The 23,592-nt window shown below is 65.0% G+C and carries 25 protein-coding genes and 1 pseudogene; 12 read left to right on the forward strand and 14 right to left on the reverse strand.

Annotation, left to right across the window (positions count from 1 at the left end; all coding sequences use genetic code 11):
- The first annotated feature begins 71 nt into the window (after positions 1–71).
- A complete protein-coding gene (locus tag AC5RT4_RS00515; RefSeq protein WP_494104540.1) occupies positions 72–2,288 on the forward strand; it encodes a catalase in 2,217 nt (738 codons plus the stop codon).
- An 83-nt stretch (positions 2,289–2,371) separates the two neighbouring features.
- On the opposite strand, the pseudogene AC5RT4_RS00520 reads toward AC5RT4_RS00515, so the two are convergent.
- From AC5RT4_RS00520 to AC5RT4_RS00530, 3 genes and pseudogenes are all read right to left on the reverse strand, one after another.
- Positions 2,372–2,575: pseudogene (locus AC5RT4_RS00520) on the reverse strand (DeoR/GlpR family DNA-binding transcription regulator); the annotation flags it as partial.
- A gap of 288 nt (positions 2,576–2,863) precedes the next feature.
- Entirely contained in the window at positions 2,864–3,316 is a 453-nt protein-coding gene (locus AC5RT4_RS00525; RefSeq protein ID WP_494104541.1) for a DUF4383 domain-containing protein, read from the reverse strand.
- Between the two features lie 173 nt (positions 3,317–3,489).
- Positions 3,490–4,623, reverse strand: coding sequence for a hypothetical protein (locus AC5RT4_RS00530; protein ID WP_494104542.1), 1,134 nt, complete (start codon positions 4,621–4,623; stop codon positions 3,490–3,492).
- A 208-nt stretch (positions 4,624–4,831) separates the two neighbouring features.
- Here AC5RT4_RS00530 and AC5RT4_RS00535 point away from each other — a divergent pair, with 208 nt between their 5' ends.
- Positions 4,832–5,656, forward strand: a complete 825-nt coding sequence (locus AC5RT4_RS00535; protein WP_494104543.1) for an alpha/beta fold hydrolase — start codon at positions 4,832–4,834, stop codon at positions 5,654–5,656.
- A 186-nt stretch (positions 5,657–5,842) separates the two neighbouring features.
- On the forward strand, positions 5,843–6,046 hold the full coding sequence (locus AC5RT4_RS00540) for a cold-shock protein (RefSeq protein ID WP_066274236.1): 204 nt from the start codon (positions 5,843–5,845) through the stop codon (positions 6,044–6,046).
- 74 nt (positions 6,047–6,120) lie between these two features.
- Here AC5RT4_RS00540 and AC5RT4_RS00545 read toward each other — a convergent pair whose 3' ends face one another.
- Together AC5RT4_RS00545 and AC5RT4_RS00550 are read right to left on the reverse strand one after the other, a co-directional pair.
- Positions 6,121–6,453 carry a hypothetical protein gene (locus AC5RT4_RS00545; protein ID WP_494104544.1) on the reverse strand — a complete coding sequence of 111 codons (333 nt, stop codon included), beginning with the start codon at positions 6,451–6,453 and terminating at the stop codon, positions 6,121–6,123.
- A gap of 199 nt (positions 6,454–6,652) precedes the next feature.
- Complete coding sequence (locus AC5RT4_RS00550) at positions 6,653–7,387, reverse strand: FadR/GntR family transcriptional regulator (protein ID WP_494104545.1); 735 nt, start codon at positions 7,385–7,387, stop codon at positions 6,653–6,655.
- A gap of 189 nt (positions 7,388–7,576) precedes the next feature.
- Between AC5RT4_RS00550 and AC5RT4_RS00555 the strand changes: the two genes are divergently transcribed.
- Positions 7,577–8,113, forward strand: a complete 537-nt coding sequence (locus tag AC5RT4_RS00555) for a gluconokinase (protein ID WP_494104546.1) — start codon at positions 7,577–7,579, stop codon at positions 8,111–8,113.
- Between the two features lie 42 nt (positions 8,114–8,155).
- On the forward strand, positions 8,156–9,559 hold the full coding sequence (locus tag AC5RT4_RS00560) for a GntP family permease (RefSeq protein ID WP_494104547.1): 1,404 nt from the start codon (positions 8,156–8,158) through the stop codon (positions 9,557–9,559).
- A gap of 127 nt (positions 9,560–9,686) precedes the next feature.
- Here AC5RT4_RS00560 and AC5RT4_RS00565 read toward each other — a convergent pair whose 3' ends face one another.
- From AC5RT4_RS00565 to AC5RT4_RS00575, 3 genes are read right to left on the reverse strand one after another with little or no spacing between them, the layout of a single operon-like run.
- Positions 9,687–10,073 (reverse strand): TfoX/Sxy family protein, encoded by a 387-nt coding sequence (locus AC5RT4_RS00565; protein ID WP_494104548.1) that lies wholly within the window; start codon positions 10,071–10,073, stop codon positions 9,687–9,689.
- A 50-nt stretch (positions 10,074–10,123) separates the two neighbouring features.
- Positions 10,124–10,879 (reverse strand): TIGR03943 family putative permease subunit, encoded by a 756-nt coding sequence (locus AC5RT4_RS00570; RefSeq protein ID WP_494104549.1) that lies wholly within the window; start codon positions 10,877–10,879, stop codon positions 10,124–10,126.
- Positions 10,872–11,951 carry a permease gene (locus tag AC5RT4_RS00575; protein WP_494104550.1) on the reverse strand — a complete coding sequence of 360 codons (1,080 nt, stop codon included), beginning with the start codon at positions 11,949–11,951 and terminating at the stop codon, positions 10,872–10,874. Before AC5RT4_RS00575 ends, AC5RT4_RS00570 begins: the two co-directional genes overlap by 8 nt.
- A 175-nt stretch (positions 11,952–12,126) precedes the next feature.
- Here AC5RT4_RS00575 and AC5RT4_RS00580 point away from each other — a divergent pair, with 175 nt between their 5' ends.
- Positions 12,127–12,945 (forward strand): SDR family NAD(P)-dependent oxidoreductase, encoded by an 819-nt coding sequence (locus AC5RT4_RS00580; RefSeq protein ID WP_494104551.1) that lies wholly within the window; start codon positions 12,127–12,129, stop codon positions 12,943–12,945.
- Here AC5RT4_RS00580 and AC5RT4_RS00585 read toward each other — a convergent pair.
- The gene (locus AC5RT4_RS00585; protein ID WP_494104552.1) at positions 12,942–14,351 is read right to left on the reverse strand and encodes an aminotransferase-like domain-containing protein; all 1,410 of its coding nucleotides are present in this window, start codon (positions 14,349–14,351) and stop codon (positions 12,942–12,944) included. The genes AC5RT4_RS00580 and AC5RT4_RS00585 overlap by 4 nt on opposite strands.
- Between AC5RT4_RS00585 and AC5RT4_RS00590 the strand changes: the two genes are divergently transcribed.
- The 4 genes from AC5RT4_RS00590 to AC5RT4_RS00605 all read left to right on the forward strand — a co-directional run bounded on the left by AC5RT4_RS00590 (position 14,350) and on the right by AC5RT4_RS00605 (position 18,527).
- Entirely contained in the window at positions 14,350–15,285 is a 936-nt protein-coding gene (locus AC5RT4_RS00590; protein WP_494104553.1) for a DMT family transporter, read from the forward strand. The genes AC5RT4_RS00585 and AC5RT4_RS00590 overlap by 2 nt on opposite strands.
- A 17-nt stretch (positions 15,286–15,302) precedes the next feature.
- Positions 15,303–15,923, forward strand: a complete 621-nt coding sequence (locus AC5RT4_RS00595; protein WP_494104554.1) for an FMN-binding negative transcriptional regulator — start codon at positions 15,303–15,305, stop codon at positions 15,921–15,923.
- A gap of 255 nt (positions 15,924–16,178) precedes the next feature.
- Positions 16,179–17,618 carry an amino acid permease gene (locus tag AC5RT4_RS00600; RefSeq protein ID WP_494104555.1) on the forward strand — a complete coding sequence of 480 codons (1,440 nt, stop codon included), beginning with the start codon at positions 16,179–16,181 and terminating at the stop codon, positions 17,616–17,618.
- Between the two features lie 144 nt (positions 17,619–17,762).
- Entirely contained in the window at positions 17,763–18,527 is a 765-nt protein-coding gene (locus AC5RT4_RS00605; RefSeq protein WP_494104726.1) for an IclR family transcriptional regulator, read from the forward strand.
- On the opposite strand, the gene AC5RT4_RS00610 is transcribed toward AC5RT4_RS00605, so the two are convergent.
- From AC5RT4_RS00610 to AC5RT4_RS00620, 3 genes are read right to left on the reverse strand one after another with little or no spacing between them, the layout of a single operon-like run.
- Positions 18,524–19,291, reverse strand: coding sequence for an IclR family transcriptional regulator (locus tag AC5RT4_RS00610; protein WP_494104556.1), 768 nt, complete (start codon positions 19,289–19,291; stop codon positions 18,524–18,526). The genes AC5RT4_RS00605 and AC5RT4_RS00610 overlap by 4 nt on opposite strands.
- Before the next feature lie 55 nt (positions 19,292–19,346).
- The gene (locus tag AC5RT4_RS00615) at positions 19,347–20,102 is read right to left on the reverse strand and encodes a cyclase family protein (RefSeq protein WP_494104557.1); all 756 of its coding nucleotides are present in this window, start codon (positions 20,100–20,102) and stop codon (positions 19,347–19,349) included.
- Positions 20,099–20,542, reverse strand: a complete 444-nt coding sequence (locus AC5RT4_RS00620) for a hypothetical protein (protein WP_494104558.1) — start codon at positions 20,540–20,542, stop codon at positions 20,099–20,101. The genes AC5RT4_RS00615 and AC5RT4_RS00620 overlap by 4 nt, the downstream gene beginning before the upstream one ends.
- Before the next feature lie 100 nt (positions 20,543–20,642).
- Between AC5RT4_RS00620 and mmuM the strand changes: the two genes are divergently transcribed.
- The gene (gene mmuM / locus AC5RT4_RS00625; RefSeq protein ID WP_494104559.1) at positions 20,643–21,623 is read left to right on the forward strand and encodes a homocysteine S-methyltransferase; all 981 of its coding nucleotides are present in this window, start codon (positions 20,643–20,645) and stop codon (positions 21,621–21,623) included.
- On the opposite strand, the gene AC5RT4_RS00630 is transcribed toward mmuM, so the two are convergent.
- Positions 21,620–22,171, reverse strand: coding sequence for a dihydrofolate reductase family protein (locus AC5RT4_RS00630; RefSeq protein ID WP_494104560.1), 552 nt, complete (start codon positions 22,169–22,171; stop codon positions 21,620–21,622). The genes mmuM and AC5RT4_RS00630 overlap by 4 nt on opposite strands.
- 233 nt (positions 22,172–22,404) lie before the next feature.
- Between AC5RT4_RS00630 and AC5RT4_RS00635 the strand changes: the two genes are divergently transcribed.
- Complete coding sequence (locus AC5RT4_RS00635) at positions 22,405–22,866, forward strand: hypothetical protein (RefSeq protein WP_494104561.1); 462 nt, start codon at positions 22,405–22,407, stop codon at positions 22,864–22,866.
- A gap of 245 nt (positions 22,867–23,111) precedes the next feature.
- Here the strand turns inward: AC5RT4_RS00635 and AC5RT4_RS00640 are convergent, their stop codons facing one another.
- Complete coding sequence (locus tag AC5RT4_RS00640; protein WP_494041125.1) at positions 23,112–23,381, reverse strand: GlsB/YeaQ/YmgE family stress response membrane protein; 270 nt, start codon at positions 23,379–23,381, stop codon at positions 23,112–23,114.
- Positions 23,382–23,592: the final 211 nt, after the last annotated feature.

Raw genomic sequence — 23,592 nt, forward strand, 5'->3', positions numbered from 1 at the left:
CTAAGCACGCTTAGTATTTTCGGTCATTGCCCGAGGACTGCCAGTTTTGCCCATCCTGAGGAGAAAAATTCGTGCCAGAAGAGAGCAACATCCAGATCCCCGGAGTCCCCGCAAGCGAGCCTGCCAGCCTGGAAGAACCGACAACTCCACGCGAGCCGCTGCCCCCAAAGCCGGACCAGCGAGGACCTGAGGCGGTCTCTCCCACGGGAAGCCCCACCGGGGCACCGGCCACGGCTCGGGCCCAATCCGGTCAGTACCTGACCACTGCCCAGGGGCTTCGCCTTCGGGATACTGACCATTCCCTGAAAGCTGGTTCGCGCGGGCCTATTCTGTTGCAGGACCACCACCTGCGGGAAAAGATCACGCACTTTGACCACGAGCGCATTCCCGAGCGCGTAGTCCACGCCCGCGGCGCAGGAGCCCATGGTGTGTTCCGCTCCTACGGCACTGCTGCCAACATCACCCGCGCAGGCTTCCTGGCCAAGGACGTGGAGACTCCCGTCTTCGTGCGCTTCTCCACAGTGCTGGGTTCCCGCGGCTCCGCCGACACCGTCCGGGACACGAGGGGCTTTTCCACCAAGTTCTACACCGACGAGGGCACGTACGACCTGGTGGGAAACAACATCCCGGTCTTTTTCGTCCAGGACGGCATCAAGTTCCCGGACATCGTGCACGCGGCCAAGCCGCACCCGGACCGGGAAATTCCCCAGGCGCAGAGCGCCCATGACACGTTTTGGGATTTCGTTTCCCTGCACACCGAGGCCCAGGCGCACACGATGTGGAACATGTCCGACCGGGGAATCCCGCGTTCCTACCGGACCATGGAAGGCTTCGGCGTGCACACCTTCCGGTTCATCAACGCGGAAGGCCAAACCACTTTGGTGAAGTTCCACTGGAAGCCAAAGCAGGGCGTCCACTCGTTGGTGTGGGAGGAAGCGCAAATCATCAACGGCATGGATCCGGACTTCCACCGCCGGGACCTGGCCGACGCCATCGAAGCAGGCGCCTACCCGGAGTGGGAGCTCGGCGTGCAGACGTTCCCGGACACCGAAGACCAGATGTTCGAAGGAATCGACCTGCTTGATCCCACCAAGTTCGTTCCCGAAGAACTGGCTCCGGTCCAGCCCATCGGCGTCATGACCCTTAACGCGAATCCCACCAACTTCTTCGCCGAAACCGAACAGGTGGCGTTCCACCCCGGCCATCTGGTCCCCGGGATCGACGTCACCAACGATCCCCTGCTGCAGGTACGCCTGTTTTCGTACCTGGACACCCAGATCTCCCGCCTGGGAGGGCCCAACTTCGGCCAGATCCCCATCAATAGGCCGCAGGCCCCGGTCAACGACATGCTGCGGGACGGGATGCACCAGCAGGCGGTCCATGGGGGAGTGGCTCCCTACCAGCCGAACTCGCTGGACGGCGGCTGCCCGTTCCTCGCGGGACAGGATATTGGCGCTTTCATCGACGTGCCGGAGGAAGTGGCTGCCTCCATCAAGGAGCGGAAGAACCCTGCATCCTTCGATGACCACTACAGCCAGGTGGGCCTCTTCTTCCGCAGCCTGAGCCCGGTGGAGCAGGATCACGTGATCCAGGCCTACACCTTCGAGCTGGGCAAGTGCTACGAAAAGTCCATCCCCGAACGGCAGCTGGCAGCCCTGGCCAACGTGGACGCGGGCCTCTGCGCCGCCGTGGCTCAAGGCCTGGGCCTGCCCGCGCCGCAGGCAACTGAGCAAGTCCCGGAATCCGAGCCCAGCCCTGCCTTGTCACAGGTGGGTGGGACCTGGCCGGTTGCCGGCCGGATTGTCGGGATTCTGGCTGATGAGAACAGCGACCTTGCCGCCGTAAACGCTGCACGGAAGGCCTTGGACGCCGAGGGCATCGTCCCCCTGGTCATCGCCCCGGCGGGCGGTTTCCTCGGAGCAGAGGACGACGGCGGGGTCCCCGTGCAGCGGACCTACCTCACCGCCCGCTCCACCGAGTTCGACGCCGTCATCGTGGCTGCTGCTGCCACTCCGGCTCCCGACGCCGCACCAGGGCTCGACGCCAAAGCCGGTGCCCCCGGGGATGCCTTGGACCCACGGGCCGTATTGCTGCTGACTGAAGCATTCCGCCATGCCAAGGCCATTGCCTCCCTGGGCGCCGACTCCGCGGTCTTGACGGCGGCGGGCCTGCCCCTTGATGCTCCGGGCATCGTCTCGGGCCAGGAGCCTGAATCGTTGGTCCAGGAAATAACCGCGCTGCTGGCAGCACACCGGGTGTGGGAGCGGTTTCCGGCAGCATCAGCCTAGAGGCTACCCGCACAGCCGCCGATGGGAAGGGGTGAACCCTTCCCATCGGCGCAGCTGGCGCGGTGTTTCGGTTACTCAGGGGCTCAGCCGCCCGCCTGCGCCACCTCAACCTGTACCCCGGCGTCCCGGAACTTCTGCACCTGCTCGGGGTCGGCGCCGTCGTCCGTCACGAGGGTCCAGGGGAGGGCCAAGCGTGCCCAGGCGTGGAAGGGCCGCAGTCCGAGTTTGGAGGAGTCGGCCAGGACGTAGACTTCCCGGCCGCGCCGGGCCATAAGCTCCTTGAGTCGAACCACTTGGCCACTGCCCGCGGCGAGTAGGAGGGTCAGGGCGCCAGGCCGAGTTGACGGAACCTGGTGAGGGTTTCCTTTATGCCGCACCCGCCGTCAGAGAACCCTACGCCGGGTGCGGACGTCTCTGCGACAGCACCCGAACCAGAGGTTCTTAGGTCTGCCGCGAACCCAGGGGGGCAGGGCTACGCGGCGAGAGGCAGCAGCATGACAGTGGCCCCGATCGACAGCGGAAGCTGCCGATCGGGGCCACTGGTTATTCGGCGGGGTTAGCGCCAAGGGAGAGCCTTAAGCGCGTGCTTTGGCGTGGCCCTTGGTGAGGATCAGGGCCAGGGCTACCATGCCGACGCCGAGCAGCAGGTGCAGGATGTTGTCGGCCCCGTTCACCGGGACGAAGTTGCCGGCGGTGTCCTGCGGGATGACCAGGCCGTAGATGAAGAGGACCAGGTAGATGATGCCGCCGTAGAGGAGGAAGGAACGGGCTCCGGACGCGGTTTTGGCAAGAGCGATGCCGGCCACGCCGAAGAGCAGGTGGACGATGTTGTGCAAGGCGGAAACCTGGAAGATGCCGAGCAGCATGGCCTCGGAGTGGTGGCCGGCGAAGTGCAGCTGGTCGTAGTTGCCCGTGATTCCCGGGACGAAGCCCAGGATGCCGACCAGCAGGAACACTGCCCCAACAGCCATTGACGCCTTTTGCACGTTGGTGCGGGTTGCCATGCCGGTGTTCGTGTGTGTTGCCATAGTGATCTCCTGAATGCGTTATGGATTTATGGATCGGCTGAATGCCTCCGACCCAAGGGGTCATGCCAGCTATTCGGGGCCCATCCCATATCGGATGGGTTGCTTTGCTAAAACAATTTTTGATTCATGGCTGGTCTGCACTGTGTTTGAGGCCGCTGCCGCATTCATATGCTTCAGCGCACTCGAATGTTGGACGGCTTACCGGCAACGTCCCTTGGCTTCATCCCAGCCGCTTCAGCCTGAAGGACGCACCATTTCCGCAGCTGCATTCCCAGCACCTTCGACAGCGAACCGTGGTGCTGCTTTACCAGTGGCGTACTCAGGGAGCCGAACATACTGACGCTGATCCCCGGCGCGCCATGCAGCAGCGGGTCATTGAGCACTGAGATCCAGGCTTGTTCGAGCGCCTTTGCGGCAGCCTCTGCACTTCCGTTTATGCCTCTGAAGCTGCGGGTCAAATGGGCGTTCATCCGCTGGTGCTCAGTCAGGGCAGGCGCCTTCGTGGTCACTGCCTTCGAGGCAGCAGGCTTTGCGGCTGGGGGCGGTGCCCATGGTTGCGGTGTTGGTTCTGCTGGCCGGGAGTTGACGGCTGTTGCTGCCTCCAGCGTCAGGTCGGCCAGTTCCGCATGCAGCGCCGCTATCTCGCGATGGATCTCACTGATCCGGCGTACGACGTCGGCAGCGGGCTTTTTCCTCGAAAGGCTGAGCTTGGTTTTCACGTCGGCAGGCATGCTGGTGCGGAACAGCGCGCAAAGCGCGTTCGCCAGGCCAAGCTGCGCGTCAGGGTCTGGCAGGAGCAGCGGTGCCGGGCTGGTCCAGTTCGAGACTGCGGCCGCCAGTTCCGGAAGGCCGCCATAAACTTTCCCCCACCGGATCCGCTCTACCGCCGTCTGATCATCAATTTGCGGCGAATAAACGCTTTGCATCAACCTCAGTTCCTGGGGAGCAAAGGCAGGAAAGTGCTGGGGGAGGATGCCGAGGCGGAGGGCGGTCCGCAACGCGTCGAGCTGTTTTGATACCTGCTCGATGGGGTTGGCCACCATCAGCCCGCCCTCAAGCAGCCACCGGGTCCCAGTGTCGGTCGCCGAGACCACACGTTGGGGGAAGCCCTTCCACTCGCTGACCATCAGAGTCCCCAACCGGGTGTTGTAGAAGAACCAGTCGATCTCGGCCACCGGCCTGCCGGGTGCATCAACCCGGCAATTGCTGAACGCCCACACGTCGTCGTCCAGCAGCTCACCCAGCTTTGCGACATCGCGCGGGGACGGACGGTGCGCCGCCGAATTGGCGGAAGGAAAATGAAGCAACGAAGGCTTTCTGGGGCGCCAACGCCGGCAAAGGGAACCCCCACCCGTGGCCGGTCGCGCCTCGTGCGCTAAGCCATCTTCACCGGCAAGGTGGTTCAGCCGCAAGCGGCAAATCCTTCTTGACGGCCACAGGCGCCGGGAGGAGCCTGTATCGCACAGTGCTTCTGTATGGAGCGCAACGTTGAAGCGGCAAGACCTGGAGGCCGTTATGGTTACCAACGATTCCCCGGTCACTGTTGAAACCGTCCTCGGGCCCCTTGCGGTGCGGCGAAGGGGCGGCGGGCCTCCTGCAGTCCTGTGGCACAGCCTGTTCGTCGACTCCAGCACGTTCGAGGCCGTGGTGGAGGACCTGGGCGCGCAGCGAGAACTGTTCCTCATCGACGGCCCGGGCCACGGCGACAGCTCCGGCCCGCGCAGGCGGTACACGCTCGAGGACTGCGCCACCGCAGCGTCACAGGTGCTCGATGCGCTCCGCGTCACGGGCCCGGTTGATTGGGTGGGTAACGCCTGGGGCGGGCATGTGGGGATCGTGTTCGCCGACATGTTCCCGACCCGTTGCCGAACGCTGACCACCATCGGTACTCCGCCGTATCCACTGACCACATCCGAACGCAGGCAGAACGCGCTCCTCGTCTACCTCTACCGGGCGGTGGGTCCGCGACCATTCAGCGGGCTCCTCGTGGAAGCGCTCGCCGGTAAAGGCGTAGACAAGGCGTATCCCTCTGCCGCCGATGCGGTCAGGAAAGCTTTCGGGCGCGGTAACAGGCGCGGGAAATACTGGGCCATGCAGTCGGTGATGTTGCACCGGCCTGACCTCCGCCCGGTGCTGCCCCGGCTGACGGTACCCGTCCTGATGCTGGCCAGCCACGACGACGCGTTGCTGGACCGCGCCGAGGGGAAGCGTGCAGCAGAGTCTGTGCCCGGCGGCAGGTTCGCAGAGGTTAGCGGCGCCGGTCACGTTGCCCCACTCCTGATTGCACCCCGCGAGGTAATAAGGAACGTCCTGGAGTTCTGGTCGCAGCAGGAGCCTTGAGTTGTGGTCATCGGTGTCCGAAATCTCCTGTAGTGTTGTTCCTGTTGTTGTGTTTATGCAGTTGGTAGTTCAGGCAGTACGCGGGGTCGAAAGTCCCCGTTCTTCTGAAGTAGCGGTTTTGAACACCCCACACCGGAGGACCCGAAAGTCGGGACTTTTCCTCCACCTTCACGAAGGACAAAAATAATGGCTACTGGTACCGTCAAATGGTTTAACGCTGAAAAGGGCTTCGGCTTCATTTCCCCCGATGACTCCTCACAGGATGTTTTCGCACACTACTCTGCGATCGCTTCCTCCGGCTTCCGCTCACTCGAAGAGAACCAGAAGGTCTCCTTCGAAACCGAGCAGGGCCCCAAGGGTCCCCAGGCCGTAAACATCCAGTCCCTCTAATTTCTTAGAGAAACTGGGGCCTTAGGGTTTCAAAGTTTGAAGCAGGGCCGGTCATTGACCGGTCCTGCTTTTGCTTAACCCGGCTGTGCGTTCCTGGCGCGCATACTCCGGCTGAGCAGTGCACCCGCCAAGGACAGAGTCAGGACGGCTGCCAGGGCCGACATCGAGGGGTTGACCCAGGCGGGAACAATGTCGTACGCGGCGTCGCATCTGTTGTGCAGCGGGAAGTACATGCTCCCGTCATGGGGATGCAGAAGCCGGAAGTTACGGTCCAACCCGCGGCCGGCAGCCTCACAGGCCTCATCGAGGTCCTTGCCGGAAGCCGCCGAGAACTGTGTAAGAAAGACCGAGCCGAGCAGGAAGGCGGAGATCAACGCCAGCCACAGCCAGGATCGTGCTGCCTTCATCCATCGCATCCAGATCACCCCTAAATATCGCCGGCAGCACAGGCGCTACTTTTGAGGGTTAATGCTCTCACCGGGTCGCTTGATTTTAGTTGCGCGGGCTTGGAAATAGGTTGGAAGTCTGCTCAAGATATGGGCAAGAAGGCCACCGGCGCCGGGGTTCGACAAACTCAACCACCGGATCCTGGCAGGTGCCCCGGGCTTACCGCAGTCCCATTGCGTTCCGCACCTCATCGAGAATATGGTGCATCGCGTTTTCAGCCGCGACCGCGTCTCCGCCCGCCACGGCGGCAGCAACGTCCTCATGGGCCTGGAGGGCCTCGTTCCGCGGTTTGAACGGCATCAGCCCCTGTTTGGTTCGGCTGGTGAGCACCTCAGCCACCATGCCTTCCAGCGCCAGAAACATCTCGTTGCCGCAGCTCCCCAGCAGCAGGCAGTGGAATTCGATGTCCGCCGCCAGGAACGCCTCGAGCTCGCCGGCTTCACCCAGGCGGCGCAAGTCAGCGGCCAGGGACGTCAGCTTTGCCCGTTCGGCCGCGCTCGCCCGGCGCGCGGCGCCGGCCGCTGCAATAGGTTCCACGGCGATGCGCAGCTCGGTCAGGCTGCTGTACTGTAGCTCGCGCCGGTCGGAGGTGAGCCGCCAGCGCACCAGCTTGGGATCAAAGACGTTCCAAAACCGGCGCTCCTGCACCACAATGCCCACCCGCCGGCGCGAGTACACCAGATTCATGGATTCAAGGACCTTCATGGTGTCCCTGGCGACGGTACGGGAGATGCCGTGTTCCTGCTGAAGACCTTCCAAAGTGAGGCGGCTTCCGGGCGGAAGATCACCGGACGCGATGGCTATGCCAACTGCCTCCAGAACGCGTTCATGCATGGCGGGGGAGGCCCCGCCGTCGTGCGCGTTATCCGCGTCCCGGGGTGTCGCCATCGACATCGTTCCTGCCTTTCTCTGCGCCTGGGCGCGACACCAGCATACCCAAAAAGCCCTAATAGGTATGACTTGTGACACTGAAAAGTAGTATCAGTGCCGCCAAAAGGTGATACCTTATCTCCAGCGCACCTCTTCTACAGGGCGGCGCTAACCCGCTTTCCTAAGCCAACGGCGTCTTCTCGGAGGTAAAACATGCAGTATCCCGCCACGCACCTGGTGGTGATGGGCGTTGCCGGTTCCGGCAAATCCACCATTGCGGCAGCTCTGTCCCGGCAACTGGGCTGGGCCTGCGCCGAAGCGGACGAATTCCACCCGCAGTCCAATATCCAAAAAATGAGCCAGGGCACGCCGCTGCAGGACGAGGACCGCTGGCCGTGGCTGCAGGAGATCCAGAACTGGATGACCGCCAAGGCGAAGGCCGGCCAGAGCACCGTCCTCACCTGCTCCGCTCTGAAGCAAAGCTACCGGCAACTGCTGGCCAAAGCCGAAGGCCGCGTCCTGTTCCTCCACCTGCACGGCGAAGCAGATCTCATCGGCCAGCGCATGCAGGGCCGGGAAGGCCACTTCATGCCGCCCACACTACTCCCCAGCCAGCTGGCCACCCTCGAGCCGCTGAGCGAGGACGAACTGGCCGCCGGAAGCTTGCGGCTTGACATCTCAAAGTCCCCTGAAGAGCTGGTCAAAACCATCACCGCAGCCCTGCAGCTTCCCGCAGATAACGCGTCTTAGAACTTTCCCCCACCCCAATCAGTTCTGTTTCAAAGGAGAACCATGACCATCGAAGGATGGACTCAAACGATGGGCGCAGGCCCCCTGCTGCTCATCGCTGCGGCAGCGATCGCCGCGCTGCTGTTTCTGATCATCAAGCTGCGCATGCACGCGCTGCTCGCCCTGATTGTGATCAGCCTGGCCACGGCCTTCGCCACCGGCATCCCGGCCAACCAGGTGGTGCCAGTCCTGGTCAACGGCTTCGGCACGACGCTGGGCACGGTGGCCCTCCTCGTGGGCCTGGGCGCAATGCTGGGCCGCATCGTCGAAACCAGCGGCGGCGCCAAGGTCCTGGCCGACTACCTCATCGGCATCTTCGGCGAGAAACGCGCCCCCTTCGCGCTGGGTCTTGCCTCCCTGATCTTCGGCTTCCCCATTTTCTTCGACGCCGGCCTGGTGGTCATGCTGCCCGTCGTCTTCGCCGTTGCCCACCGCCTGGGCGGGGGAGTGCTCCGCTACGGCCTGCCGGCAGCCGGCGCGTTCTCCGTAATGCACATCTTCCTGCCGCCCCACCCGGGCCCGGTGTCCGCCTCCGCTTTCTTTGACGCCAACGTTGGCCTGGTAACCATCGCCGGCCTCATCGTCGCCATCCCCACCTGGTACGTCACCGCCTACCTCTTCGGCCTGTACACCGGCAGGAAACTCGTCCTCCCGGTTCCGGAGATTCTGGGGCACGCAAGCGCCGACGCCGAGACCAACCCGCCGCGCTTCCGCACCATCGTGGGGCTGCTGCTCCTTCCCCTGGTCCTGATCTTCATGAACACCGGCCTGAACACGTTGGCCTCGTCCAACGTCCTGCCCGAAGGTGTCAAGGATGAGCAGTGGTACCAGGTCCTGCGCACCATTGGTGAAACCCCGGTGGCGCTGCTGATCGCCGTGATCGTGGCCATGTTCGTCCTGGGCACCAAGCGAGGCAAGGACGCCGGCGCGCTGGAGAAACTGCTCGAATCCTCCCTGGGGCCGGTCTGCTCAGTCATCCTGATCACCGGCGCCGGCGGCATGTTCGGCGGCGTCCTCCGCACCTCCGGCATCGGCGCGGCATTGGCTGACGTGCTGGGGAACCTGGGCATCCCGCTCATCCTGGCCGGCTTCATCATTTCTGCCATCCTCCGCATCGCCCAGGGTTCAGCCACCGTGGCACTGACCACCACCGCAGGCCTGATCGCCCCGGCCGTGGCCTTGACCGGACTGAACGGCATGCAGGTGGCCTCCCTGGTCATCGCGGTGGCCGCCGGCTCCGTGGTGGTCTCCCACGTCAACGACTCCGGCTTCTGGCTGGTGGGCCGCTTCTTCGGCATGGACGTCAAGACCACGCTGAAGACCTGGACCGTCATGGAAACCCTCATCGGCGTGATGGGCTTCGCCATCGCCGCCGTGATCTTCCTGCTCGCCGGGCTGGCGGGCTAGCTTTCCCCGCCGCTGACTCGCCGGTGACGTCCTGAAAAACGCTATTTCAGGACGTCACCGGCGAGTTTTTGTCTCAAGCGGTTCGCCGCTTGAATCAACGCCGGCGCTGCGCCGTCTGTCCTTGGCCCTACCGGCCCGCTGTCCGCGGCTTTGAGGCTTTTGGCTCCTTCGGCGGGAGCTGCGCCATGTACTCGAAGGCTTTGTGGATCCAGGCTTTCGCCCGCGCGTCATCGCCATCGCCTTCCTCATTCCACATCTCCGGAAGGCCGGTGTAGCCACCCATGGGGCGCTCTGCGGGCCCGAACGGGACGGTCCGTTCGGCGCTTTCGAGTTCCTCCCGGTCCCCGGGGGAGAGCTTGATGCCGATGGTGGGCCCGAACAGCCCGGCGAACATGTTGCCGTTGACGAAGGCGCCCAGGTTCCCGAACATGGGCTTGACGGTGACGTCCGGGTGGTCCGGAACCAATGACCGGAAACGTTCCTTGTCCTCGTCCGTAGCCTTTGGCATCTCCATGGTGTTCCTCCCCGGGCTTGGCTGGTCTGTGCAGGATATGCCGTGACGGGCTAGTGCAGGTAGGGCCGGTCCGGCTCGCTGGTGGGGGTGATGGCGTCAGGCACGAAGATGGTCGGTACCTTGGCATCGGATTCGGGGTTGCGGCGGAAGGTCCCCGTCACAGTGACCCAGGTGTCGGTTTTGTAGTCCTTCTGCCAGCCGGGTTGGTGCACCGGGACACCGACAGGCTGGGCATCCACAGTGCAGCACGTGGTGACAAAGCGCGTCACGTAAAACACGGCAGCGGGATTGGTTTTGTCCATCGTGACGAACCCGGTGATGCTGGCGGTCCTTCCGTTGAGGTATTGGAGCTCCGGATCATGGCGGAGCAGTGATGCCCACTCTCTGACGTCAAAGTCCTTTTCACCACCGTTGATCAGCTGCGTGGTCTGGTGGCGGCTGAGCGTACCCGAACTGTTGAGGTCGCGCTGGTTGGCCGTGGCGGAGGTCAGCGCTGATGGCGGCAGGACCAGCAGTCCGACGACGGCCGCGGACACCGTGAGCAGGCTCCCGGCGACCCGCAACGGCCGCCGCCCGCCGTCGTCGTCGTGGTGATCACCGCCGTCGTCATGGGAGTGCCCGCCGCGCTGAAGGACCAATGCCGCCAGTGCCAGTACGGCGGCAATGAGGGACATGGCAATGGTGAATACGACGTAGCGGGGATGGATGTAAAGCTCGAGCTTTCCGGTGGCCCCGAGCCAGAGGGTGGAGATGATGCCGATGAGCCCCAGCGTGAAACCGGACCGTTCCGTGATTCCCCTAAGCAAGGAAGTTCACCGCCCATCCGAGTATGGCGGAGCACAGTGCTATCAGCAGGGTGAGCTGCAGCAAGGTACGGGCTGTGAACGTGGTGCGCAGCAGAGCGAGCATCCTGACGTCGATCATGGGGCCGAAGACGAGGAACGCGACGATGGCGCCGGGCATAAACGTGGAGCCGAACGAGAGGATCAGAAAGGCGTCCACGGTCGAACAGACGGCCACCACAAAACCCAGCAGCATCAGCGCGAGCACGGACCATACGGGATCATTCCCCACTGCAATCAGCAGGTTGCGGGGTGCGCCCACCTGGATGAGGCCGGCGAGCCCGGCGCCGATGAACAGTGCGGGCATCATGGCGTTGGTCTCGCGGGCGAACAGCGTCACGCTGCGCCCAAGTTTTCCGCCCGGGTCTGGATGGTCCGCCGCGGCGCACGTGGCTTCGAAGCGGGGCGTCAGCAGGTCCTGGGGGCGGCGGTGACGGCTGTAGATCCATCCGATGAGGTTGGCGATGAGGAAGCCTCCCGCTATCCGGGCCAGGAGGATGTTGTTGTCCCAGCCGAACGCCTGGTGGGTGGTGATGATCGTGACCGGATTGATGATGGGTGCGGCGAAAAGGAAGGTCATGGATTCAGCCACCGTCAGGCCCCTTGTCATAAGGGCGCGGGCCATGGGGATGTTGCCGCACTCGCAGACCGGCATCAGCATGCCCAGGACCGAGAGGCAGACCCGGCGAAGGATCGGGTTCCCCGGAAGCCTGCGAAGCAGGAAGTTTTCCGGCAGCCAGATCTGGACGAGGATGGACACCAGGATGCCGAGGAAGAGGAACGGCAGCGACTCGATTATTACGCTGATGGAGAGCGTGAAAAAGTCCCGGGCCGCGCCTTCGATGCCGGCGGTGGAAGAGGGCATCAACGTCCGGAAGAAGAAGGCCACGGTCACCAGGATGACGGCCAGCAGCACCAGGTTCGTGCGATGGGTTTTCGCTTGCGCGAGGCGCAAAGCTTCTGCCGACGACGACGTTCGCCCCCGGTGTGCCAGCTGGTCCGGCAAGTTCTCTGGCCCAAGATGCGGCTGGCCCATGCAGCGAGGCTAATGGGCGCACCTACCGGATTCAAGACGGCAGGTTCAGATGTCGGGAAAGCAGTCTGCCTGGCGGACGGGTGAAGCAGGGAACACGGACCGTGCCGCCGTCGTTGTGCCAAAGGCAGTGCGCTCCATCCCGAGCCCTGAAACTTCCCCGACCAAAGGACACCCCTTGACTCCTCGCACGATCGTGATCACCGGCGCCAGCGACGGCATTGGGGCAGCAGCGGCCCGGACGCTGGTGGAGGCGGGGGATCAGGTGGTGATCGTCGGCCGGTCCGGGGAGAAGACCCGGAGCATCGCCAAGGAGCTCAACGCGGACTACTTTGTCAGTGACTTCTCGGAGCTCGAGCAGGTCCGCACGCTCGCTGCCCAGCTGAAGTCCGACTACCCCCGGATCGACGTCCTGGCCAACAACGCCGGCGGCATCATGGGCAGGCGCACCCTCACCGTGGACGGCAATGAATCCACGTTTCAAATCAACCACCTCGCGCCGTTCCTGCTCACCACGCTGCTGATGGACACGCTCACGGCCAGCAACGCCAAGGTGATCAACACTTCCAGCGCGGCCAACGGGTTCGGCAGGCTGGACCTGTCCGACCTGACGGCGGAGCGCAGCTACTCCACCAACCGCGCCTACGGCACGGGCAAACTGGCCAACATCCTCTTCACCGCAGAGCTGGACCGCCGCTACGGAAACCAGGGCATTACGACGGCGGCGTTCCACCCGGGCGTGGTCCGCACCAACTTCGCGGCCGAGTCCACCAGCCCTTTCCGGCACGCGTACAAGACCGTGCTCAACCGGTTCATGCTGACCCCGGACCAGGGCGCCGACACCCTTCTGTGGCTCATCAACGGCACACCCGGCAAGGACTGGTTCTCCGGCGCCTTCTACACCAAGCGTGCCCTGGCCAAGGCCAACCCGCAGGCATACGACGCCCAGCTGGCGCGCGGGCTGTGGGACAAGAGCGAAGAGCTAGTGCAGGCTTAGGACTGCTTGGCCAGCGCCTCACCGATAATCCGGGCGCCCTCCGGATACGCTCCAGGGTTCGGGCCGGAGTAGTTCAGCCGCACGAACGGGCCGGCGGGCTCGGCCGGGAACCATTCGGTGCCGGCGGCAATCATCACGCCTGCGTCTTCACAGTCCCTCGTCAGCCGCGGCAGGTCCGTCCCGTCCGGCATCCGCAGCCACAGGTTCAGCCCGCCCTTGGGCAACAGCTCGACATGGGCCTGCGGAACATGCTCCCGGACGCTGGTGACCAGCAGGTCCCGCCGCGACTGCAGCTGCTGCCGGAGGCTCCGCAGGTGGGTCTGCCACCCTGGCTGCCTCACCACGTCCAGCGCAGCGGCCTGCAGCAGACCGCTGACGTACATCGACTCCGCCGCCCGCTGGCCCAGGATCCGTTCCCGTGCCGGGCCGCGCGCAATTACCGCGGCGATCCTGATGGCGGTGGAAACGCTCTTGGTCAGGGACCGGACGTAGATGACATGCCCGGAGTCGTCCCGCGTGGCCACAGGGACAGGATCGGACGTGATCCCGAAATCATGCGCCCAGTCGTCCTCCACCAGGAACGCGCCGTGCCGGCGGACCACCTCGAGGACCTCCTCGCCGCGCCCCGGAGCCCACTGCGCTCCCGTGGGATTCGCGTAGTTGGGCTGCGCATAGAAACCCCGGGCGCCGGTCTCCTCAAAGGCGCGGGCTAAAGCCAAAGGATCAGGGCCGTCCGGCCCGCTGGGCACCGGGACAACCCGGACCCCCGTCTGCGCCGCGGCCAAAATGGCGCCCCAGTACGTGGGCGACTCCATCAGCAGAGGCTGGCCCGCACCCACCAGCGCCCGGAAAATCGAACTGAGTCCGCTCTGGCTGCCCGGCAGCACAATCACGTCGCTTGGCGTCGGGGGAGAGACCCCAACCGGCGTGGCCGACCCCAGCTCCTGGGCGAACCACTGCTGCAGTTCCGGCATGCCTGCCGCCGGCGGCCGCGACAGCGCAGCATCACCCCGTGCGGCGCGCGCCAGGGCCGCGCGGACAAGGCGCTCGGGCAGCAGCTCCCGGTCAGGGTATCCCGAGTGGAACGGGATGACGCTGTTGGGAACATCCCGCATGGTGCCGGAAGCGGAGGGCAGGGCCGACGGCGGGGCCCCCAAAGCTGCCGTCTGCCAGCCGTAGTCGGCCGGCCGGGCAGTCCGGACCGCCCGCACGAAGGTCCCCACTCCGGGCCGGCTCTCAATCAGCCCCTGAACCGTCAAGGCTTGCAGCGCCTTCTGCACCGTTACGGGGCTCGCCTGGTACTCGGCCACCAGTGACCGGGTTGACGGCAGCCGGGCACCCGGGGCGGCTGCGGAAATCCACTGCCTTAATGCCAGAACAATGCGGGAACTGCTATCGTTGTTCATGAGACAACACTGTAGCGCTACTGTCGTAAAACGGCCAGTGATACTGCCCAGCACCCCGACCGGAATCTGGTGGGGACTTCTGGGCGTGGCGGCCTTCTCGTTCACGGTGCCCTTCACCCGCGTGGCGGTAGCCGGCCTGTCCCCGCTTTTCATCGGCTCGGGCCGGGCTGTCATCGCAGCAACCCTCGCCGCCGCAGCCCTCTTGTTGACCCGGCAGGGACTCCCGTCCGCCTTCACCTGGGCGAGGCTGGCACTCGTGGCCTGCGGCGTCGTCGTCGGATTTCCGCTACTCACCTCCTACGCCCTCACTGCCGTTCCAGCCGCGCACGGCGCCGTGGTCATCGCACTCCTGCCCGCTGCGACGGCAACGGCCGCCGTGCTCCGCGCCCGGGAACGCCCGCCCGCAGCTTTTTGGGCAGTCATGATGCTCGGCTCGCTGGCAGCCATCAGCTTCGCGTTCCTGCAGTCCGGCGGGTTCGGGCACCTGCACTGGGCAGACCTGCTGCTGCTGGGGGCCGTCATCTGCGCCGCCGTCGGGTACGCCGAGGGCGGCCTGCTGGCCAGGGAACTCGGCTCCTGGCAGACAATCGCCTGGGCACTCATCCTCGCCTTGCCGCTGATGCTGGTCCTCGCCGTCCTTTCGGTTGCAGCCCAGCCGCCGTCAGCCACACCTGCCGAGTGGGCCGCGTTCGCCTACCTCGCCGTCGTCAGCATGTTCCTCGGCTTCTTCGCCTGGTACCGCGGACTCGCCATCGGACCCATCGCACGGGTCAGTCAGATCCAGCTCCTCCAGCCCGTTCTCAGTATCTGCTGGGCCGCGCTCCTGCTGGGCGAGGCGCTGACCTGGACCACCATCCTCGGCGGCCTGGCCGTGATCGCGTGCGCCGGTGCCGCGGTTCGTGTCCGGTTCCGCCGGGCCGCCCCTATCTCCTGAACCGAAAGGACCACATCATGTACATCCCCGCCCACTTTGGAGCCGGCGCCGACGCCGTTCAGCACCTCCTCACCTGGCCCGCTGCGGCGAATCTGGTCACCATGACGGACCAGGGCCTGCTGGCGACCATGCTGCCCTACATCTACGAGCCCACCGTGGGGGAGCGCGGTGCACTGCACGCACACGCGGCGAGAAACAACCCGCAATTTTCCTGCCTGCCCAAGGGGGAAGCCCTCGCTATCATCGAGGGCACGGATGCCTACATCTCGCCGTCGTGGTACCCCTCCAAGCTCGAGCACGGCCGCGTGGTGCCCACCTGGAACTACTCAACCGCCCACGTCTACGGCGAATTGATCATTCATGACGACGTCGACTGGCTGGGCCGCCACGTCCGCCGCCTGACACGGCTGCATGAGGACGGCCGGGAACACCCCTGGTCCGTCGACGACGCCCCGAAGCCGTTTATCGCAGGGCAGCTGCGCGCCATCGTGGGCGTCGAGCTGGTGATCACGCGTATCGAGGCCAAGGAAAAGCTCAGCCAGAACCGCTCCGCAGCGGATGCCGCGGGCGTGGTCGAAGGACTTCGGGCGAGCGGGCAGGAAGCCAGCGCTGCAGCCGTGGAACGCGTGCGCCGCTGACCCCGGTAGGGAAGTGCGGCGCCGCTCGCCCGCCCCCAATTGTGGGCGAGCGGCGCCGTCCTGCATGCACCGAGCCGGTCGCTGGGAGTAACAGCGTGCAATATAAGCATGAATCCATGTCTTTGATGACTAAATATTCGGCGCTCGTGCTACTTTCAGCACTGATAACGTGCATTCCTTCGTTTCCCGGTGCCGGGGCCAGGGGACTGCGCGCACCCCCTTCCGCACCGCCCGACCCCCGCATTGGAGACGCCCGTGGATCCCTCAGCTCCGCTAACCCTGGATGAACAGCCAGCCGGTTTGGCAAGGCAACGGCAGGAGTCAGGGCTCCGCCGGTCCATGGGCCCGCGCCACCTGGTGATGATCGCCATGGGCGGGGTGATTGGCTCCGGCCTGTTCCTCAGCTCCGGCTACACCATTTCCCAGGCCGGCCCGCTCGGCGCGGTGATTGCCTACCTGGTGGGCGCGTTCGTGGTGTACCTGGTCATGGCCTGCCTGGGCGAACTCGCCATCGCCTACCCGGTTTCCGGCGCGTTCCACATCTACGCCGCCCGCTCCATCGGCCCTGCCACCGGTTTCGCTACCGCCTGGTTGTACTGGCTGTGCTGGGCCGTGGCCATCGGTTCGGAGTTCACCGCTTCCGGGCTGCTCATGCAACGGTGGTTCCCGGACGTCGAGGTTTGGGTCTGGTGCCTGGTCTTCGCCGCGATCCTCTTCGGCTTCAACGCTGTGTCCTCAAAGTTCTTCGGCGAGTCCGAGTTCTGGTTCGCCATCGTGAAGGTGGCCGCCATTATCGGCCTCATCGTTTTGGGCGGCGCGGCCCTCTTCGGTTTCCGCCCGCTCAGCAGCGGGGGAGAGCACCCGTTCCTGTTCGAGAACTTCGCCACGGAGGCCGGACTGTTCCCCAACGGCTTCACCGGCGTCCTGGTTACCGTCCTCGCCGTCTTCTACGCCTTCTCCGGTTCCGAACTGATCGGCGTGGCAGCAGGGGAAACCAAGGATCCCGCCACCAGCATCCCCAAGGCCATGCGCACTACCGTGCTCCGCCTGCTGATCTTCTTCGTCGGCGCGATCGCTGTTATTGCCGCCACCATCCCGTACACCGAGGTGGGCCTGGACGAGAGCCCGTTCGTGACGGTCTTCTCATCCATCGGCCTGCCGTTCGCCGCCGACATCATGAACTTCGTCATCATCACCGCACTCCTCTCCGCCGGAAACAGCGGACTTTTCTCCTGCGCCCGCATGCTTTACTCCCTCGCGGACGAAGGCCACGCGCCCCGCGCGTTCAAAAAGCTGACACGCCGCGGGATCCCCTTGACTGCGCTCGCGGTGAGCATGGTGGGCGGCGTCGCCTCGCTGATCAGCAGCGTGGTTGCCCCGGAGACGGTCTACCTTGTCCTGGTGTCAGTGGCCGGTTTCGCCGTGGTGGGGGTATGGATGTCCATCACCGCCTCGCACTTCTTCCACCGCCGCGCCTTCGTCCGCAACGGCGGCGACGTCGCCGCGCTCGCCTACAAGGCCCCCCTGTTCCCGCTGGTACCCATCCTCGCCTTCACGCTGTGCGTCGTCTCCCTGATCGGCATCGCTTTGGACCCCACCCAGGCCGCCGCGCTCTACTTCGGCATCCCCTTCGTGGCCGCCTGCTACGCCTGGTTCCACTTCCGGCACGGACGCAAGGCCCAGCCCACTAAGTAAAAGGAAACGGACGACGGCGGCTGCCGGGCCGGGCGGTTATTGGCACCTTCCCGCCGGCCGCCGTCGTTCTTTCCGGCCTTCCTGTTGGATCGATGCTGCCGTGGCAGAATAGGGCGAGGTTTCCGGCGGGGAGGGCAAATGAGCGTGGATCCTTCCGCTGAGGCGTCGTCAATGGCGCAGGGCCTCCGGATCGTACGGCTGGTGGCCGACCGCGAGAAGCGGGGCCGGCAACTGCTGGGGGTTTCCCAGCTGGCGGCCGAGCTGGACATGGAGCAAAGCCGCGTCTCCCGGCTCACCCAGGAGTTGTGTGACCTCGGGCTGCTTGAGCGCGTGGACCGCGGCCCGTTCCGGACCGGCCGACGATTCTTCACCCTCGCCGCCTCGCTGAATACGGGCTGGGTCAGGGAAGCGAAAACCGTGCTGGAGGCGCTGGTGGCCTCATTGGGGCTGCGGGCCCGGCTCTCGGTCCGGGACGGCTACCGCGTGATCCTGGTCAGGAGTTCAAGCAACGATGCCGTTCCCGGAAGCTTCGTGAAGCCGGGCATGGTGACTCCGGTATGGTGCACCGGTGCCGGCCGGGCGCTGCTGTGGGACCATGACCGTCCCGCCCTGGAGGCCCTGCTCCGGGACGTGAATTACGTCGGCATCGGTGGCCCGGGGGCTGCCCATTCCACTTCTGGGGTGTGGGACCGGATGGTCCGGGACCACGCCGCCGGCTTCATTTCGGCTGATGAGGAATTCGAGCACAACGTGGTGGAATTCGCGGTGCCTGTCCGAGACGCCGGCGGGGCCATCCTGGCCTCGCTGAGCGTGCTGGGAAGCCCGGCCGGGATCGGCTCCCGGACGGACGCCGGCGCGGCGCTCACCAGTGCAGCGGAACGGCTCGGATCCTTTTCGGCGCCCGGCTAGTCCTGCGGCTGGTGGCCGAGCCTGCTCTCGAGCCACCGTCCCTGTGCGGCCAAAGCCGCCGCGCATGCTTCCCGGCGCGGTTCCAGACGTTCCTTGATGCCCACGATCTGCAGCGCCGCCACCACGTCCCCCTTGAAATCCCGAATGGGGACGGCCAGGGAGTAGAGGCCCGGTTCGGCCTCCTCGTCCACGATGGTGTAACCCCGTGCCCGGGCGGCATCACGGCGCGCCAGGAAGTCTTCAACGCCGGCGGGCGTGTTGGGGCCGTGGCGCACGAAGTCGACGTCCGCGAAGACAGTCCGCACCTCTGCCTCCGATGCTTCCCACAGCACTGCCTGCCCGGCGTCGCTGCAGTAGGCGGGGTAGGGCCTGCCCAGCCAGGAGCCCACCAGGTTGCTGCTGGCCGGGACGCTTTCGGCGATGGTCACCGTGCTGTCGCCACTGAGGACCCCGAGGAAGCATGCTTCGTCAGTTTCAAGGGCCAGCGCTTCCAAGGCACTGCCGCCGTCGGACTGTAAACGGCGTTCCGTCAGCAGTTGCGCATCGGTGAGGACGGACCAGTCCAGGGTGTAGGTGCGCTGGCTGGTGCGGGTGAGGAAGCCCTCCTGCTCCGCGCTGCGCAGGTTGCGCGACACTTGGCTGCGGTCCTTGCCCAGGTCCACGGCGATGTCTGCCACTGTCCCGCCGGGGTGTCCTGCTGCGTGGCGTGCGCCAACAGCAAGGACGGCCATGATTCCGCGGCCCATGCTGGAGGTTTTAGGCATGGACTGAGTTTAGTGGAGGGCGTCCGGGCCCGCCGCCGGCCCGCGGTGGGCGGACTCAGCAGATGGCAATGACGCGCGCCGGGAAGCCGCTGCCGCTCAGCGGTTTGGCCCAGGTTGCCATGATGGCGGCGCCGGACTCCGGAAGCCCGTCCAGGTTGGCCAGCAGTTCAATCTGCCAGCGGTCCTGTGCCAGGACGTAGGTTTCCAGGCTGAAATCCTGCCGGGAGGTGGCCAGGCCGGGGTCTGTGTCCGTCTGCTCGTGGCCTACGGCTGCAATCGACCGCTCGTTGACCAGGAAGGACAGCACCTCAAAGGACCAGCCTGGCGTGTGGCTCAACCCGTCCTTGTCGCGGTTGGCCATGGCGTCCGGATCCGGCCAGCGGCTGCTCCAGCCGGTGCGCAGGGCCACAAAAGCGCCTGCGGGGATGGCGCCGTTCCGGTTTTCCCAGTCCTGCACGTCCTTCAGGGTAGGGACGGCATCCGGGTTGCCGGACACCCGCGCTGAGATGTCCAGGACCACGAGCGGAAGGATCATCTCCCGGACGGGGATTTGATCCAGGGTCCTGCCGCCGCGGATGAAGTGCGAGGGCGGGTCCACATGGGTTCCCCACTGGCCCACGATCGAATAGCGGTGCGCGGTGAACCCGTCACCCTTCTCCAGGTCGAAGAGCGCTTCGCGTTCCTCATCCGGGAAGGCGGCAAAGTGTGGCTGCCCGGGGTGGAAGGCGTGCGTGAGGTCGACGAACTGCCTGCCTGCGAGCAGCTGCTGCAGGTTCTCCCACAGGGAAGCGGTGATGGTGGTGTCCGTCATGATGCAGCAACTCCCTGGGGCGCCAGTGCACTGCTGGACACACTGATCGGGCCGGTGAGTTCGATGACGGGTACTTCCCACGGGTGGATCTCCACGATCTGGCGCATGAAGCGTTCCACGGCGGCATCCTCCAGGGAGGCATCAAAGTAGGTAGTGAACACAAACGTTGGAGACAGGGTCTGCTCGCCCACGCGGCCTAATGTCGGATTGGCGCCCTCGGACGTGGTGAAGCCCTCGAAACCCAGGCCGGATTCGAATACATGCTTGTAGCTGCCAAAGTCGCCCAACTCCTGGAACTGCGCGAGAGCCTGAAGGAGATGCGCGATGCCGGGATCGTCGCGGAAGGCGCTCGCTTTGCCTTTGGCGAGCTGCGCGAAGGTGGTGCCGCTGATGGGCCAATGCACGCGCAGCTTGCGTACCGGGTGAAGTTGAACGTCCAAGAACCTGTCCTCTTTTCCTCCCGCCGGGCTGACGGTTGCCTGCCATCGTGACAGAAAGAAATAATCATTACAAGCATAAGAAGATGCGTATTATGACTGCATGCCTGTCAATGCGATGCTGTCATCCCTGCTGGAATCAGGCAGGCACCTGCCCGCCGACGGCGCCCTGGCCACCGAGCTGGAGGCCCGCGGCTGCAACCTCGACGATCCCTTGTGGTCGGCGAAGGTTTTGCTTGAGCAACCCCAAGTAATCAAGGCCGTCCACGCCGACTACTTTGCAGCAGGTGCCAGGATTGCGACAACGGCCAGCTACCAGGCCACGCCCCAGGGGTTTGCCGGGCGGGGGATGGGGGAGCAGGAGGCGTTGGAGCTGGTGGCGTTGTCGGTCAGGTTGGCGGATGAGGCCCGCCGCGAGCATCTGGCCGCCGCCCCCGAAGACGGACCTTTGCTGATTGCCGGATCCGTCGGCCCGTACGGTGCCTACCTCGCGGACGGCTCGGAATACCGCGGGGACTATGTCCTGACACCGCGCGAATTCCGGGACTTCCACCGTCCCCGCTTAGCGGCGCTGGTGGATGCAGGCGTCGATTTCCTCGCCTGCGAAACCCTGCCCTCGTTCGCAGAAGCCGAGGCACTCCTGGCCCTGAGCCAGGAATACGACGTCGAAGCCTGGTTTTCCTTCTCCCTGCAGGATGGGACGCACATCAGTGACGGCACTCCGCTGGCAGCCGTGGCCGGACTCCTGGACACGAAGCCCCATATTGCAGCCATTGGCGTGAACTGCGTGCCGCTGGGACTGGTCAGCCCCGCGCTGGCCGCGCTGGGCCAGGCCACCGGCAAACCGCTGGTGGCCTATCCCAACTCCGGGGAGGCCTACGATCCCGTGACCAAGACCTGGGGACCTGCCGAAGCAAGCGGGAACACCGGATCGGGTCCTGGAACGGACCAGAAGACGCAGCCCCGCACCCTGGCGGAGGGGACTGCTGCCTGGCAGAAGGCCGGGGCCCGCATCATTGGTGGTTGCTGCCGGACCACGCCCGCCGACATCGTCGCTGTCGCAGCTGCTATCCCGCCCGCTTAGCCTTCGAGCCGGCCGTAGGTGCTGATGACGTTGCCCTTGCTGGTGCGGTACTGGTCCTGAAGGACAAGGCGCGTGGTGGGGTCGCCGTCCTCAAAGAGGCGGCGGCCACTGCCGGCCACCACGGGGTGGGTCATCAGCGTGAGGGAATCAAGCAGCCCGGCGAACAACAGCTGCCGCGTCACCGAGATGCTGCCGCACACGGCGATTTCGCCGCCGTCGCGCTCCTTCAGCTTGGCCACGAACTCCTCCAGCGGGGAGTCCATCAGCTGCGAGTTTTGCCATTCCAACGGGTCCTTCAGCGTCCGGGATACCACGAACTTTTCCACGGGGTTGATGAATGCCGCAAAGTCCTCATCCACCGAAGCGTTCGGCCAGTAGGCCGCCCACTCCTGGTAGCTCACCCGGCCCAGCACCACAGTGTGGACGGTTTCCATCATCCGCGTCATGCCAACGCCCAGTTCGTCGTCAAAGCTGTCGAACTGGAACTTGTAGGGATCGGACACCACGCCGTCCACGGAGTGGAACAGGCCGGCAGTGACTTTGCGCATGAGGACCTCCAGGATGGCACCATTGGTGCGGGCACGCCGGCTCCGCGTGGCCGGACAGGTCCACCGTATTAGGTGCGCCGGCGGGAGGGAAGAGGGCCGACGGGCGGAGGCGTGCCTGGGCCAGGCGTTAGGTTCGTCACCACCCCCTGCGTGTTGCCGGGTTTCCCCACCGGGGAACGCCATACTGGTTTTGAGCGGCTTTTGCCGTGCCCCGGCCAGGCAGGAGGAAGTGCATGGAAACCCTGAAAAGAATCGTGTCCAACCAGTATTTCCCGGCCGCCGCGGTGCTCACCGCAGTGGTCCTTTTCTGGGCCGTGGGCCTTCTGGGCGGCCTGTCCCTCCTGAACAACAGCCAGTCCCCGCTGACAACCCTCACCTGGATACTCTTCGTCTACGGCGCGGCGGTCCTCACCCCCCTGGCAGGCGCCTGGGCTGCCGCGGACCTGCTCCGGCGGTGGAGGCGACACCGGGCCGCAGAAGCAGCCGGTATCCAGGCAGAAGCAGGCAGTCAGCAAACTCCGGCAGCGGAACCGGAATACGCTGCTGAAGCCGCGGCCCAACCCGCTGCACAGCGCCAGACTGCACAGCAACGGCCGGTCCAGGACCAGCCTGCCCAGCAGCAGCCGGCCGCCAAGAAGAAGCCCATGCAGAAGAACCCGGGCCAGAAGAAGTCCGGCTCCAAGAAAGCAGCTTAGCGCGGGCTCCCGGAACGCTTTCATCCTGCTAAGCCCCGGCTCTATTTGCCCGCGGCAGGATCGGCAGCCTCCCCGCGCCCATGCGTACCATCGACGCAGGTCTTGGCGGTTTTAACCGTGTCCACCGGCAGGTCCTGCAGCCGGCATTCGTGCCGGAGGCCATTCCGGACGCCAGGGCAAGCAAAAGCGCCGTTCTCCGCACGCGGAGAACGGCGCCCGCCCTTTGAAAAAATTGGTTTCGGAAGTTACACGCGGCGGTGGCTGCGGTTGGTGACTGCCCCGTAAACCAGCAGGACGATAATCGACCCCAGAATTGCCAGGAGCCAGGTGCGGATATCGAAGAATTCAGCCAGACCGCCACCGAAAACCAGCGAGCCGATCCAACCGCCCAGGATAGCGCCGACGACGCCGAGGACCAGGGTGATCACCCAGCCTCCGCCCTGACGGCCCGGGAGGATAGCCTTTGCAATAGCTCCGGCGATCAGGCCCAAAATGAGAAATCCTAGAATGCCCATGTTGTCACTCCTTAAATTAGTTAAGTTGTGCCGGGCCCCCATTTTCCGGTTCCATAATTCAAGCAGTGTGCCTACTGCACTTCAAGACTTCAAATATCACGGGATGGCTGTCAGTTTCGCCGGCGGGAATGCATGTTTCAGCAGGTGAGGGGCCAGCGGCCCGTCGGGGACCCGGCGGGCTTTCGATAGAGTTGAACTGTCCCCCACCTAC

The organism is Arthrobacter sp. sptzw42 (genome assembly GCF_059089685.1).

What these genes read in the sequence shown, in the direction of transcription:
- AC5RT4_RS00525 (WP_494104541.1), bottom strand. Translation starts at nt 3,316, where the DNA reads ATGGCAACACACACGAACACCGGCATGGCAACCCGCACCAACGTGCAA.
- AC5RT4_RS00535 (WP_494104543.1), top strand. Translation starts at nt 4,832, where the DNA reads ATGGTTACCAACGATTCCCCGGTCACTGTTGAAACCGTCCTCGGGCCC.
- AC5RT4_RS00540 (WP_066274236.1), top strand. Translation starts at nt 5,843, where the DNA reads ATGGCTACTGGTACCGTCAAATGGTTTAACGCTGAAAAGGGCTTCGGC.
- AC5RT4_RS00545 (WP_494104544.1), bottom strand. Translation starts at nt 6,453, where the DNA reads ATGAAGGCAGCACGATCCTGGCTGTGGCTGGCGTTGATCTCCGCCTTC.
- AC5RT4_RS00550 (WP_494104545.1), bottom strand. Translation starts at nt 7,387, where the DNA reads ATGTCGATGGCGACACCCCGGGACGCGGATAACGCGCACGACGGCGGG.
- AC5RT4_RS00555 (WP_494104546.1), top strand. Translation starts at nt 7,577, where the DNA reads ATGCAGTATCCCGCCACGCACCTGGTGGTGATGGGCGTTGCCGGTTCC.
- AC5RT4_RS00560 (WP_494104547.1), top strand. Translation starts at nt 8,156, where the DNA reads ATGACCATCGAAGGATGGACTCAAACGATGGGCGCAGGCCCCCTGCTG.
- AC5RT4_RS00565 (WP_494104548.1), bottom strand. Translation starts at nt 10,073, where the DNA reads ATGGAGATGCCAAAGGCTACGGACGAGGACAAGGAACGTTTCCGGTCA.
- AC5RT4_RS00575 (WP_494104550.1), bottom strand. Translation starts at nt 11,951, where the DNA reads ATGGGCCAGCCGCATCTTGGGCCAGAGAACTTGCCGGACCAGCTGGCA.
- AC5RT4_RS00590 (WP_494104553.1), top strand. Translation starts at nt 14,350, where the DNA reads ATGAGACAACACTGTAGCGCTACTGTCGTAAAACGGCCAGTGATACTG.
- AC5RT4_RS00585 (WP_494104552.1), bottom strand. Translation starts at nt 14,351, where the DNA reads ATGAACAACGATAGCAGTTCCCGCATTGTTCTGGCATTAAGGCAGTGG.
- AC5RT4_RS00595 (WP_494104554.1), top strand. Translation starts at nt 15,303, where the DNA reads ATGTACATCCCCGCCCACTTTGGAGCCGGCGCCGACGCCGTTCAGCAC.
- AC5RT4_RS00610 (WP_494104556.1), bottom strand. Translation starts at nt 19,291, where the DNA reads ATGCCTAAAACCTCCAGCATGGGCCGCGGAATCATGGCCGTCCTTGCT.
- AC5RT4_RS00615 (WP_494104557.1), bottom strand. Translation starts at nt 20,102, where the DNA reads ATGACGGACACCACCATCACCGCTTCCCTGTGGGAGAACCTGCAGCAG.
- mmuM (WP_494104559.1), top strand. Translation starts at nt 20,643, where the DNA reads ATGCCTGTCAATGCGATGCTGTCATCCCTGCTGGAATCAGGCAGGCAC.
- AC5RT4_RS00630 (WP_494104560.1), bottom strand. Translation starts at nt 22,171, where the DNA reads ATGCGCAAAGTCACTGCCGGCCTGTTCCACTCCGTGGACGGCGTGGTG.
- AC5RT4_RS00635 (WP_494104561.1), top strand. Translation starts at nt 22,405, where the DNA reads ATGGAAACCCTGAAAAGAATCGTGTCCAACCAGTATTTCCCGGCCGCC.
- AC5RT4_RS00640 (WP_494041125.1), bottom strand. Translation starts at nt 23,381, where the DNA reads ATGGGCATTCTAGGATTTCTCATTTTGGGCCTGATCGCCGGAGCTATT.